Raw genomic sequence first — 12,345 nt, forward strand, 5'->3', positions numbered from 1 at the left:
GTCTGGTGGGGCTATCCTTTACCCCGCCTGGGGATTATTCCCACTCGATGGTCGCCGGCGGCTTGCCGCTGATATCGTATACCACGCGGGAGATGCCGTTGACTTCGTTGATGATGCGGTTAGAGACGCGGCCGAGGAAATCATACGGCAGATGCGCCCAGTGCGCGGTCATAAAGTCGATGGTCTCGACTGCGCGCAGCGAGACGACCCAGTCATATTTACGACCGTCGCCCATTACGCCCACGGAACGCACCGGCAGGAACACGGTGAACGCCTGGCTCACTTTGTTGTAGAGATCCGCCTTGCGCAGCTCTTCGATAAAGATCGCATCGGCGCGACGCAGCAGATCGCAATACTCTTTCTTCACTTCGCCCAGCACGCGCACGCCGAGACCCGGGCCCGGGAACGGATGGCGATAGAGCATATCGTACGGCAGGCCCAGCTCCAGGCCGATCTTGCGCACTTCATCTTTGAACAGCTCTTTCAGCGGCTCGACCAGGCCCAGCTTCATCTCTTTCGGCAGGCCGCCCACGTTGTGGTGGGATTTGATCACGTGCGCTTTGCCTGTCGCGGAGGCGGCAGACTCGATCACGTCAGGATAAATGGTGCCCTGCGCCAGCCATTTCACGTCGGTCAGCTTGCTCGCCTCTTCGTCGAACACTTCGACGAACACGCGGCCGATAATTTTACGCTTGGCTTCCGGATCGTTTTCGCCCGCCAGCGCGTCGAGGAAGCGCATCTCAGCCGGAACGTGAACGATATTGAGGCCGAAGTGATCGCCGAACATATCCAGCACCTGCTCCGCCTCGTTCAGACGCAGCAGACCGTTGTCGACGAAGACGCAGATCAGGCGATCGCCGATGGCGCGGTGCAGCAGCATCGCGGTCACGGAAGAGTCCACGCCGCCTGACAGGCCGAGAATAACCTTATCGTTGCCGATTTGCTCGCGCAGACGTTCGACCGCATCTTCGATAATTTTCGCCGGCGTCCACAGCGCTTCGCATTCGCAGATATCGATCACGAAACGCTCCAGCATGCGCAGACCCTGGCGAGTATGCGTGACTTCCGGATGGAACTGCACGCCGTAAAAACGCTTCTCTTCGTTAGCCATAATGGCGAACGGACAGGTTTCGGTGCTGGCGACGGTAACGAAGTCGGACGGGATCGCGGTCACTTTATCGCCGTGGCTCATCCAGACGTCGAGCAGCGGTTTGCCTGCGGCGCTGATGGCGTCTTCGATGTCGCGGATCAGCGCGCTCGGCGTCAGCACTTCCACCTGCGCATAACCGAACTCGCGCTCGTTAGAACCTTCGACTTTGCCGCCCAGCTGCATCGCCATGGTCTGCATGCCGTAGCAGACGCCGAGCACCGGTACGCCCGCATTGAAGACATACTCTGGCGCGCGCGGGCTGTTGAGTTCGGTGGTGCTTTCCGGGCCGCCGGAAAGGATGATGCCGTTCGGGTTGAACTGGCGGATCTGCTCTTCGGTGACATCCCATGCCCAGAGTTCGCAGTACACGCCCAGCTCGCGTACGCGGCGCGCGACCAGCTGCGTGTATTGAGAACCAAAATCGAGAATCAGAATGCGATGCTTATGAATATTTTCCGTCGTCATTGAGGCGTTTCCAGAGCGGGTAACTTGATAATGAAAGCGCCCGGCTTATGCCGGGCGATAAATCTTACGGGATCAGGATCCCATACGGTAGTTCGGCGACTCTTTAGTGATGGTCACATCGTGCACGTGGCTTTCGTTGATGCCGGCGCCGCTGATGCGGACGAACTCCGCTTTGGTGCGCAGATCGTCGATGGTCTGGCAGCCGGTCAGGCCCATACAGGAGCGCAAGCCGCCCATCTGCTGGTGAACGATCTCTTTCAGGCGACCTTTATAGGCGACGCGGCCTTCGATGCCTTCCGGCACCAGTTTGTCAGCGGCGTTATCGCTCTGGAAGTAGCGGTCGGAAGAGCCTTTGGACATCGCGCCCAGCGAACCCATGCCGCGGTAAGATTTGAAAGAGCGGCCCTGATACAGTTCGATTTCGCCCGGCGACTCTTCCGTACCGGCCAGCATGGAGCCGACCATGACGGCTGCCGCGCCAGCGGCGATCGCTTTGGCGATGTCGCCGGAGAAACGGATACCGCCGTCGGCGATAACCGGGATGCCGGTGCCTTCCAGCGCTTCGACCGCGTCGGAAACGGCGGTGATCTGCGGCACGCCCACGCCGGTGACGATACGGGTCGTACAGATAGAGCCGGGGCCGATACCGACTTTCACTGCGCTCACGCCCGCTTCCGCCAGCGCCAGCGCGCCTGCGCCGGTCGCGACGTTTCCGCCGATAATCTCCAGGTCAGGATATTTTGCGCGAGTCTCGCGGATGCGCTGCAGCACGCCTTCTGAGTGACCGTGCGACGAGTCGATCAGCAGCACGTCGACGCCAGCGGCGACCAGCGCGTCAACGCGCTCTTCGTTGCCCGCGCCCGCGCCCACCGCCGCGCCAACGCGCAGACGGCCCTGCGCATCTTTACAGGCGTTCGGCTTACGTTCGGCTTTCTGGAAGTCTTTAACGGTGATCATGCCGAGCAGATGGAAGCTGTCGTCCACCACCAGCGCTTTCTCAACGCGTTTTTCGTGCATTCTCTGCAGCACGACGTCACGCGCCTCGCCCTCTTTCACCGTAACCAGACGTTCTTTCGGCGTCATGACCGCGGTAACCGGCTGCGTCAGATCGGTAACGAAGCGCACGTCGCGGCCGGTGATGATGCCGACCAGCTCGTTGCTTTCATTCACGACCGGATAACCGGCAAAGCCGTTGCGCTCGGTCAGGGCTTTGACTTCCGCCAGCGTCGTGGTCGGCAGGACGGTTTGCGGTTCGGTTACCACGCCGCTTTCATGTTTCTTCACCTTGCGAACTTCATCCGCCTGGCGCTCAATCGACATGTTTTTGTGGATAAAGCCCAGACCGCCTTCCTGCGCCAGCGCGATAGCCAGTCCCGCTTCGGTTACGGTATCCATAGCAGCGGAGAGCATCGGGATGTTCAGACGAATCTTTTTCGTCAGCTGAGTGCTGAGATCGGCCGTGTTAGGCAGAACGGTGGAGTGAGCAGGAACGAGCAGAACGTCGTCGAAAGTAAGGGCTTCTTTAGCGATTCTTAGCATGGCAATATCTCAACCTGGGGTGAATGAGAACAGATAAAATATTGCCGCGGCATTATACAGGCCGTAATCGTTTGCCTCCAGCATTATTTTAGAAAAAGTCTTGATCCTCTCCAGCAGCCATGTAGTATCGGTTAATTAACCCTCTGATTTACTATTTGATCTCCATCACATGTCGCTACCGCCAGTCGCCAATGTTTTTACCGTCAGCCGCCTGAATACGACGGTGCGTCAGCTCCTTGAACAGGAGATGGGATCGGTGTGGCTGAGCGCGGAGATCTCCAACTTTTCTCAGCCCGCGTCGGGCCACTGGTACTTCACGCTGAAGGATGACGGCGCGCAGGTGCGCTGCGCGATGTTCCGCAACAGCAACCGCCGCGTCACCTTCCGGCCGCAGCACGGCCAGCAGATTCTGGTGCGCGCCACTATTACGCTTTATGAGCCGCGCGGCGACTATCAGCTGATTATCGAAAGCATGCATCCGGCGGGCGAAGGCGCGCTGCAGCAGCAGTTCGAGCTGCTGAAGGCGAAGCTGGCGAGCGAAGGCCTGTTCGACCAGCAGCATAAACAGCCGCTGCCCGAGCCGGCGAAACAGGTCGGCGTGATCACCTCGGCGACCGGCGCGGCGCTGCATGACGTGCTGCGCGTGCTGCACCGCCGCGATCCTTCGCTGCCGGTGATTATCTATCCTACCCCGGTCCAGGGCGCCGAGGCGCCGGCCGCTATCGTGCACGCGATTGAGCTGGCGAACCAGCGCGCAGAGTGCGACGTGCTAATCGTCGGCCGCGGCGGCGGATCGCTGGAAGATCTCTGGAGCTTCAACGAAGAGCGCGTCGCGCGCGCCATTTTCGCCAGCCGTATTCCGGTGGTGAGCGCCGTCGGCCACGAAACCGACGTCACCATCGCCGATTTCGTCGCCGACCTGCGCGCGCCGACGCCGTCCGCCGCTGCTGAAATTGTGAGCAGAAATCAGACGGAGCTGCTGCGACAGTTGCTTTCGCAGCAACAACGGCTGGAAATGGCGATGGATTACTATCTGGCGCAGCAACAACGCCGCTTCTCCCGTCTCGATCATCGCCTGCAGCAGCAGCATCCGCAGCTCCGCCTGGCACGGCAGCAGACCGCCCTGTTCCGCCTGCAGCAGCGGCTGAACGAGGCGATGGAAAACCGGCTGCGTCAGAGCCTGCGGCAGCAGGATCGGCTTTCTCAGCGTCTTGCCGCGCATCAGCCGCAGCCGCGTCTGTTTCAGGCGCAGCGCCAGCTGGAGCAGATGCGCTATCGTCTGCAGCAGAGCATGGAAAAGATGCTTAACCGCGACAGGCAGCGCTTTGCAACGCTTGCCGCGCAGCTGGAAGGCGTCAGCCCGCTGGCGACGCTGGCGCGCGGCTTCAGCGTGACGACCGATAGCGCCGGCCAGGTGGTGAAAAAAACCGCCCAGCTGCAGAGCGGCGATACCCTGCGCACGCGTCTCGACGACGGCTGGGTGGAAAGCCAGGTAACCAGTCTCCTGCCGGAAAAAAAACGCCGCCGTAAAACTGCCCCCTGAACAAAGACTATACTTTTTGGCACATTACTTGTGCCAAGGAGTCGGGTATGTCTTACAGCGTTATTCCTCCCTATATCTTGCGTAACATTGTGACCCACGGTTCCAGTCATCAGCAGGACTACGCGCGCCGTACGCTGCTGCACGTTCAGCATCTGATGGCGGAAAACTGGCAAAAGCCGGTCGCGCCGCAGACGGCGACGGGCGGTCATGTCGAGCGTGAAATTTACGATGCGAAAAACAGCCAGAACCTGCCAGGCGAGCTGCTACGCAGCGAAGGTCAGCCTGATACCGGCGATGTCGCCGCCCGAGAAGCCTAGGATTATCTTGGCGTCACCTACGACTTCTTCTGGCAAAACTATCAGCGCAACTCACTCGACAATCAGGGGCTGAAGCTACTCGGCACCGTCCACTACGGCAAGGCGTATCAAAACGCCTTCTGGAACGGACAGCAGATGGTGTTCGGCGACGGCGACGGCGAAATTTTTAATCGCTTTACTATCGCCATCGACGTGGTGGCGCACGAACTGGCGCACGGCGTGACCGAGACAGAAGCCGGACTGATCTATTTCGAGCAGGCAGGGGCGCTAAACGAATCGCTGTCTGACGTCTTTGGCTCACTGGTAAAACAGTTCCATCTCAAGCAGAGCGCCGACAAAGCCGACTGGATTATCGGCGAAGGCCTGCTGGCGAACGGTATTAACGGACGCGGACTGCGATCGATGGCGGAGCCGGGCACCGCCTATGACGATCCGATGCTGGGCAAGGATCCGCAGCCTGCGCATATGGATCACTATATCAAGACGCGTGAAGACAACGGCGGCGTGCATCTGAATTCCGGCATACCCAACCGCGCCTTTTACCTGGCGGCGAAAGCGCTGGGCGGCTATGCCTGGGAACAGGCGGGCCAGGCCTGGTACGACACGGTGTGCGACAAATCGCTGCCGCAGGACGCCGATTTCAGCACCTTCGCGCAGTTAACCATTCAGCACGGCGAACGCCGATTTGACCGTTCTGTGGCGCAGTCGATCGAACAGGCGTGGAAGGAGGTTGGCGTGCTATGAGTTCCTTTCCTGAACTGACCGACGATGCGGTCATCGAAGTCGAACGCGAAGGCGGACTGGCCTTTATTCCCGGCCTGCGCGGCGCGCGGCGTTTCGCGCTGGCTCAGCTGCCGCAGCCGCAAAAGCAGCGCGTCTGTCAGATTCTGGAACGGGCGCTGCCGCTGGGCGAACCTGAAGAGAAAGCGCCGGAAATCGGGCGTAGCGATCAGCGTTACTTCCGCATACAGATCAGCTATGCCACGCATCGCGAAGTCGGCACTATCGTCTTGTTGATTCCGGAGCAGGTCGCGCCGCCGGAGCTGGAGGCGCTCTGGCGCGACGGCGACGATCCGGCGCAATAAAAAAGGCCGCCACAGAGAGGGCGGCCTTATGAAGGCGCTTCAGGCCTGTCCAGCCAACAGCCGGTAAAGGCGGGGATCGCTCCCCGCCTTCCGGTTGCTACTTACCAGATTCGTAAGCCATCAAAGCAGCCACCTCGCGCTGGTTGTCCCGGTAGCGGATTTCGCACAGCGATTTCCGCGTCAGCCAGGTAAAGATTAAAAGTGTGAGACACACCAGTAATACGCAAAAAAACCAGCGTTAGCTGTGGCAATTTCATGGTCACTCCTCCTTGCGCAGAGCGCGGTAAGAGGCTACCCTGCTGTTGTTCGGACAGTGGGGCAGCCTCGTGGGTTAATGAAAATTAACTACGGGGCTTTCTCTTTTCTGCCTCACAATCAGCTTGCCGATCGCTCAAGGCAGAAACCTCAAGCGCCGTCGCGATTATACCCGCTTCTCTTTCCTGCCCAACCGGCACGCCGCTACTTAGCGACCCGCTTCCCATACGCTTCTGCAATTGCCGCCACGCTTACACTTTATTGTGCGCCAAATAAAAAACCCCGCGCCGGAGCGCAGGGTTTTGTTGATAACGCTTTGCCGTTACGGCAGCGCGTAGGCAATCACGTAATCGCCGCGATCCGGCGACTGACGCGCGCCGCCTGCGGAGATCAGGATGTACTGTTTGCCGTTTTTCGGTGAAACATAGCTGATCGGACCGCCCTGGCTACCGACCGGCAGACGGGCTTTCCATACTTCCTTACCAGTAGAGCTGTCGAAGGCGCGCAGGTAGTAGTCCTGCGTACCGGCAATAAACACCAGCCCGCCCTGCGTTGCCAGGGTACCGCCGAGGGTCGGCATGCCTATCGGCATCTGCGCGCGCATTTTAATACCGAACGGACCGGTATCCTGCACCGTACCGACCGGAACCTGCCAGACGATTTTACGCGTCTTCATATCGATCGCCGACAGCGTGCCGAAAGGCGGCGCCTGGCAAGGAATGCCCAGCGGCGACATAAAGCGGTTTTTGTTAACCGCGTACGGCGTGCCTTTTAGCGGCACCGCGCCCATGCCGGTATTGATCGCTTCGCCGCCGTTGCTGCCGCGAGAGATGCTGTTGGTGTCAGCCGGGATCATCTGCACCCACAGGCCGAGACGCATATCGTTGACGAACATGTACTGGTTGTTCGGATCGAACGACATGCTGCCCCAGTTCATGCCGCCAAGGGAACCCGGGAAGCTGAGCGACTTGTCGGTATCCGGCACGGTGAACAGGCCGTTGTAACGCATCGATTTAAAGGCGATGCGGCACGCCAGCTGATCGAACGGCGTTGCGCCCCACATGTCTGACTCGGTCAGCGTCTGGTTGCCGATCTGCGGCATCTCGGTCGAATGCGGCTGCGTTTTTGTGTATTGCTCGTTCGGGATATGGCCCTGCGGCATCGGCAGCTCTTCGACTTTCGTCAGCGGCTTGCCGGTTTCGCGATCCAGCACGAAGATCATGCCGGTTTTCCCGCCGATCACCACCGCAGGTTTGGTGGTGCCGTCCTTCATCGGGAAATCGACCAGGCTCGGCTGCATCGGCAGATCGAAGTCCCACAGATCGTTATGCACGGTCTGGTAGACCCACTTCTCTTTGCCCGTGGTCGCATCCAGCGCCAGAACGGACGCGCCATATTTATGGTCCAGCTCGGTGCGGTTCGCGCCCCACAGATCCACCGAGGAGCTGCCCATCGGGATGAATACCGTGTTCATCGCCGGATCGTAGGACATCGGCGCCCAGGAGTTCGGGGTGCTGCGTTTGTAGTTCTGGCCCGGCATCAGCACGGCGTTCGGATCGACGTTGCCCGGGTCAAACGCCCAGCGCTGCTTGCCGGTGATCACATCGAAACCGCGCAGCACGCCGCCCGGCATATCCGTCTGGACGTTATCCGCGACGCGACCGCCTACTACCACCGTGGTGCCCGCCATCGTTGGCGCTGACGTCAGCTGGTATTTCGGATCCTGCGCTTCGCCCAGGCCCTCTTTCAGGTTAACGATACCGTGGTCGCCGAAGTTTTCGCAGAACTCGCCGTTGTCGGCGTTGATCGCGATCAGACGCGCGTCGATGGTATTCATCAGAATACGACGCTGGCAGGTGTCGCCCGCCGCCAGGCTGACTGCCGGTACCGGCGTCGAGCCGGGCTTGCTCGGCTGCGCCAGCGGTTTAGTGGCGTCAAAATAGGCCAGACCGCGGCAGCGCGGCCAGACTTCTGCCTGCGCGTTGATTTCGCGTTTCCAGATCTGCTTGCCGCTGTCCGCTTCCACCGCAATCACGTTGTTGTGCGGCGTACAGAGATAGAGCGTGTTGCCAATCTGCAGCGGCGTTTGCTGATCTTCCGCTCCGTTGCCGGTCGGGCTGATCGGCGTATCGCCAGTGTGGAAGGTCCAGGCCACTTTAAGATCTTTCACGTTGTCACGGGTGATCTGGTCGATGGCGGCAAAACGGTCGCCGCCCGGCGTGCGGCCATAGTTATTCCAGTCCTGCTGCGGTTTGCTCTTATCGACCGGGATCAGCGGCAGCGCTTTGCCGGTAAAGGCCACGGTGGGATGCGGCTGGAACATCTGCACCAGCGTGCCGACCATGCCGACGGCGATGATGGCGGAAAGCGCATAAGAGACTTTCGCCAGCGAGGATTTGCCTTCGCGCTTGCGCAGCGCAGGCCAGGTCAGAAATGCCAGCAGCATCAGACCCGACGGCACCATCAGGCGCGATACCAGCGGCCAGAACGACCAGCCCGCGTCCGCCAGCGCCCAAATCAGCGTGCCGACGAAGACCAGAATAAACAGCACAACGGCTGAGGACTTGCGGCGGAAGAACTGGATCGCCGACAGCAGCGTCACAATGCCAGCAATCAGGAAATACCAGCTACCGCCCAGCGAGACCAGCTTGCCGCCGCCAATAGCAAAGAACAGGCCGATTGCCAGCAGCACCAGCCCCAGCAAAATCGACCAGATACCCAACCCTTTGCCGGATCGGGAAGATGTTTCAGCCATAACACTTACTCTCCTGAAAAAATAAAGCCACCGCGCCTCAGCCTTCTGAAGCGTGACGACGTCTGATGCGTCGGATATCGCTTTATTTCAATTCGTAATGGTACGGACCCATGTCCGGGATGCAGGCATTGTGAGCAAGGAGGCACTGAGGCGTGGTCGCTCCCGTCGCAATACGGGGCAGGATTGTACCACCTGGTACATTATGAGGTGAACATCTATAACGTGAAGTACACGTGGCAATAGCATTTTTGCTACAAACTCAGCGCTAAGCCGCTCAATTTTTATGCTCCGTGGCGCAGGCCTGAGGTTAACCGCAAAAGTAGGCAAATGCGTTAACAGTACGTTCTCTCTTGTCCGCACCTGAAAATAAAAAAGGGACCTTTCGGTCCCTTTTGTTTAACGCTTGTTCTTCTTCAGATGCGAAAGCAGACGCTTACGCTTACGCTGCTGCGTCGGCGTCAGCAAGTTGCGCTTGCCTGCAAAGGGGTTATCGCCCTCTTTGAACTGAATGCGGATCGGCGTGCCCATCACGTTAAGCGAACGACGGAAGTAGTTCATCAGATAGCGCTTGTAGGAGTCAGGCAAATCTTTCACCTGGTTGCCGTGGATCACCACGATCGGCGGGTTGTAACCGCCGGCATGCGCATACTTCAGCTTCACGCGGCGACCGCGCACCAGCGGCGGCTGGTGGTCTTCGGCGGCCATGTTCATGATGCGCGTCAGCATAGAGGTGTTAACGCGTTTGGTCGAACAGTCGTAGGCTTCGGTGACCGATTCGAACAGGTTGCCGACGCCGCTGCCGTGCAGCGCAGAGATAAAGTGTACGCGGGCAAAGTCGATAAAGCCGAGACGATAGTCCAGCGTCTCTTTGACCTCGTCCTTGATCTCCTGCGTCAGTCCGTCCCACTTATTCACCACGATCACCAGCGAACGACCGCTGTTGAGGATGAAGCCGAGCAGCGACAGATCCTGATCGGAGATGCCTTCGCGCGCGTCGATCACCAGTAATACCACGTTGGCGTCTTCAATCGCCTGCAGGGTTTTAATGACCGAGAATTTTTCCACCGTATCGGTGATTTTGCCGCGCTTACGCACGCCCGCGGTATCAATCAGGATATATTCGCGGTCGTCGCGCTGCATCGGAATGTAGATGCTGTCGCGCGTGGTGCCCGGCATATCGTAAACCACGACGCGATCTTCGCCGAGAATACGGTTGGTCAGCGTGGATTTGCCGACGTTAGGACGACCGACGATAGCCAGCTTAATCGGCAGACCGGTGGGATCGAACGCCTCTTCTTCCTCTTCTTCCGGCGCTTCGCCGCTCTCTTCCGCCGCCAGCGCCGCCCAGTAGGCTTCGTTCTCGTCTTCTTCAGTGACTTCACGCGGATCGACTTCGTCCATCCACGGCAGCAAAGCGGTTTCCAGCAGGCTGGTTACGCCGCGACCATGGGACGCTGCGATAGCGTGAATCTCTCCCAGACCGAGCGAGTAGAAGTCGAGTACCGCGGAATCGGGATCGAGGCCGTCGGTTTTATTCGCCACCAGGAACGTCGGCTTCTGGCGCGAGCGAATATGGTTAGCGATCTGCTTGTCCGCCGGCATCACGCCCGCGCGCGCATCCACCATAAACAGCACCACATCCGCCTCTTCAATCGCCAGCAGCGACTGTTCAGCCATACGCGTTTCGACGCCCTCTTCAGTGCCGTCGATACCGCCGGTATCAATAACAATAAATTCGCGCCCTTCCACTTCGGCGCGACCATATTTGCGATCGCGAGTCAGTCCAGGAAAATCCGCCACCAGCGCATCACGAGTGCGCGTTAAGCGGTTAAACAGCGTGGATTTCCCCACATTGGGACGCCCAACCAGCGCGACCACAGGTATCATAACAGTGCCTCAATAAAAAAATTAATCGCCCGAATGGCGTGATTATAACGGTTTTAACCGCCGGGTTCAGGCTGAAGGCGCTAAGAATATCATGCCTGACTAAAAACGAAACGGCTCCTGACGCGTCAGGAGCCGTTATACGGAAGGCAAATCCCGGTGGCGCGTTAACGCGTAATCGCGTAAACCTCGCCGCCTTTGGCCTGAATGATCAGCTTATCGCTGGCGACGACCGGCTCGGTCTGGAAGCCATCGCTGTCGACTTTCTGCTGCGCCACGAAACGACCGTCCGTGGTATTGAGCCAGTGCAGATAGCCTTCGCTGTCGCCTACCACCAGATAGCCGTTATAGAGCACCGGCGCAGTCAGGTTGCGGTGCAGCAGATCGCTTTGACGCCAGATGGCGACGCCGCCGTCGGCATTCAGCGCGATGACGCGGTCATCCTGATCCACCAGATAGATGCGGCCGGCATCGACGATCAGATCTTTCACGCCGCCGATTTCACGCTTCCACAGGATCTGGCCAGAACGCAGATCGAGCGCGGTCAGGTTGCCGTTATACGCCAGCGCGTAAACCACGCCGTTGACGATAACCGGCGTCGTATCGACGTCGTTCAGGCGATCGATTTCGGTCGCGCCGCTCGGCTGTGAGATACGCTGCTGCCAGATAAGCTGACCCTGATTCATAATGACCGCGCTGACGCGGCCGTTATCGCCGCCGACAATTGCGCCGCCGAACGCGGTCGCTGGCGCGGATTCGCCGCGCAGCGACAGCGCAGGCATGTCGAGGTTAACGCTCCACTTCACCGCGCCGCTGCTCTGATCCAGTCCCTGCAGCATGCCGTTGCTGGTATGCACCAGCACCAGGCCGTCGCTCACCACCGGACGCGACAGCGCTTCGCCAGCTACTTTGGTCTGCCAGGCGATGCTGCCGTCGCTGCTGTTCAAGGCGAACAGCTGACCGCGCTCGCTGCCGATATAAAGGCGATCGCCCGCAGCGGTCACGCCGCCTGAGAGCAGAGCTGAGATGTTTTTCGAGAAGAAGCCGGTTTTCTCAGAGAGATCGACTTTCCATTTTTCTTTGCCGTTGGAGGCGTCCAGCGCTTTTACCACGCCGAAACGATCCGCCGCAAATACGGTATCGTCCTGCCATGCCGGATGCAGGTTAGAGTAGAAATCGCCAATGCCGTCGCCGACCGACGTGCTCCACACTTCCTGGGGATTAAACTGGTTTTCCACCTTTGGCAGCGGGGCCATTTTCACTACATCTTCTTCGCCGCTGAACAGCGAACAACCGCTGAGCAAAGTGACTGAAATCAGTCCTGGCAGCAGGTATTTACGTAATTCCATGCG

8 protein-coding genes and 2 pseudogenes are annotated in these 12,345 nt (G+C 59.3%); 3 read left to right on the plus strand and 7 right to left on the minus strand.

Translation table 11 applies throughout. The features are described from left to right. Positions 1-34 precede the first annotated feature (34 nt). The gene (guaA, locus tag HA46_RS14745) at positions 35-1,615 is read right to left on the minus strand and encodes a glutamine-hydrolyzing GMP synthase (RefSeq protein ID WP_084885105.1); all 1,581 of its coding nucleotides are present in this window, start codon (positions 1,613-1,615) and stop codon (positions 35-37) included. Between the two features lie 72 nt (positions 1,616-1,687). Continuing rightward, entirely contained in the window at positions 1,688-3,154 is a 1,467-nt protein-coding gene (gene guaB / locus HA46_RS14750) for an IMP dehydrogenase (protein ID WP_084885107.1), read from the minus strand. Positions 3,155-3,323: 169 nt separating this feature from the next. On the opposite strand from guaB, the gene xseA reads away from it, so the two are divergent. The 3 genes and pseudogenes from xseA to HA46_RS14765 all read left to right on the plus strand — a co-directional run bounded on the left by xseA (position 3,324) and on the right by HA46_RS14765 (position 6,099). Next, positions 3,324-4,697, plus strand: coding sequence for an exodeoxyribonuclease VII large subunit (gene xseA, locus HA46_RS14755; protein WP_084885109.1), 1,374 nt, complete (start codon positions 3,324-3,326; stop codon positions 4,695-4,697). A 47-nt stretch (positions 4,698-4,744) separates the two neighbouring features. Next, positions 4,745-5,758 (plus strand): annotated as a pseudogene (locus HA46_RS14760) (M4 family metallopeptidase). Then, positions 5,755-6,099, plus strand: coding sequence for a protealysin inhibitor emfourin (locus HA46_RS14765; RefSeq protein ID WP_084885112.1), 345 nt, complete (start codon positions 5,755-5,757; stop codon positions 6,097-6,099). The pseudogene HA46_RS14760 and the gene HA46_RS14765 overlap by 4 nt, the downstream one beginning before the upstream one ends. Before the next feature lie 97 nt (positions 6,100-6,196). Here the strand turns inward: HA46_RS14765 and HA46_RS21570 are convergent, their stop codons facing one another. From HA46_RS21570 to bamB, 5 genes and pseudogenes are all read right to left on the minus strand, one after another. Then, positions 6,197-6,295 carry a Hok/Gef family protein gene (locus tag HA46_RS21570; protein WP_376746415.1) on the minus strand — a complete coding sequence of 33 codons (99 nt, stop codon included), beginning with the start codon at positions 6,293-6,295 and terminating at the stop codon, positions 6,197-6,199. Beyond that, a pseudogene (locus tag HA46_RS21575) lies at positions 6,267-6,356 on the minus strand (hypothetical protein); the annotation flags it as partial. The pseudogene HA46_RS21575 and the gene HA46_RS21570, both read right to left, overlap by 29 nt. 320 nt (positions 6,357-6,676) lie before the next feature. Then, positions 6,677-9,109 carry a glucose/quinate/shikimate family membrane-bound PQQ-dependent dehydrogenase gene (locus HA46_RS14780; RefSeq protein WP_084885116.1) on the minus strand — a complete coding sequence of 811 codons (2,433 nt, stop codon included), beginning with the start codon at positions 9,107-9,109 and terminating at the stop codon, positions 6,677-6,679. 396 nt (positions 9,110-9,505) lie between these two features. Continuing rightward, the gene (gene der, locus HA46_RS14785; protein ID WP_033791825.1) at positions 9,506-10,996 is read right to left on the minus strand and encodes a ribosome biogenesis GTPase Der; all 1,491 of its coding nucleotides are present in this window, start codon (positions 10,994-10,996) and stop codon (positions 9,506-9,508) included. Positions 10,997-11,160: 164 nt separating this feature from the next. Then, a complete protein-coding gene (bamB, locus tag HA46_RS14790; protein WP_033791826.1) occupies positions 11,161-12,342 on the minus strand; it encodes an outer membrane protein assembly factor BamB in 1,182 nt (393 codons plus the stop codon). Positions 12,343-12,345 lie beyond the last annotated feature (3 nt).

The sequence above is a fragment of the Pantoea septica genome, assembly GCF_002095575.1.
Taxonomy (GTDB): domain Bacteria; phylum Pseudomonadota; class Gammaproteobacteria; order Enterobacterales; family Enterobacteriaceae; genus Pantoea; species Pantoea septica.

What these genes read in the sequence shown, in the direction of transcription:
- guaB (WP_084885107.1), bottom strand. Translation starts at nt 3,154, where the DNA reads ATGCTAAGAATCGCTAAAGAAGCCCTTACTTTCGACGACGTTCTGCTC.
- der (WP_033791825.1), bottom strand. Translation starts at nt 10,996, where the DNA reads ATGATACCTGTGGTCGCGCTGGTTGGGCGTCCCAATGTGGGGAAATCC.
- HA46_RS14780 (WP_084885116.1), bottom strand. Translation starts at nt 9,109, where the DNA reads ATGGCTGAAACATCTTCCCGATCCGGCAAAGGGTTGGGTATCTGGTCG.
- xseA (WP_084885109.1), top strand. Translation starts at nt 3,324, where the DNA reads ATGTCGCTACCGCCAGTCGCCAATGTTTTTACCGTCAGCCGCCTGAAT.
- HA46_RS14765 (WP_084885112.1), top strand. Translation starts at nt 5,755, where the DNA reads ATGAGTTCCTTTCCTGAACTGACCGACGATGCGGTCATCGAAGTCGAA.
- bamB (WP_033791826.1), bottom strand. Translation starts at nt 12,342, where the DNA reads ATGGAATTACGTAAATACCTGCTGCCAGGACTGATTTCAGTCACTTTG.
- guaA (WP_084885105.1), bottom strand. Translation starts at nt 1,615, where the DNA reads ATGACGACGGAAAATATTCATAAGCATCGCATTCTGATTCTCGATTTT.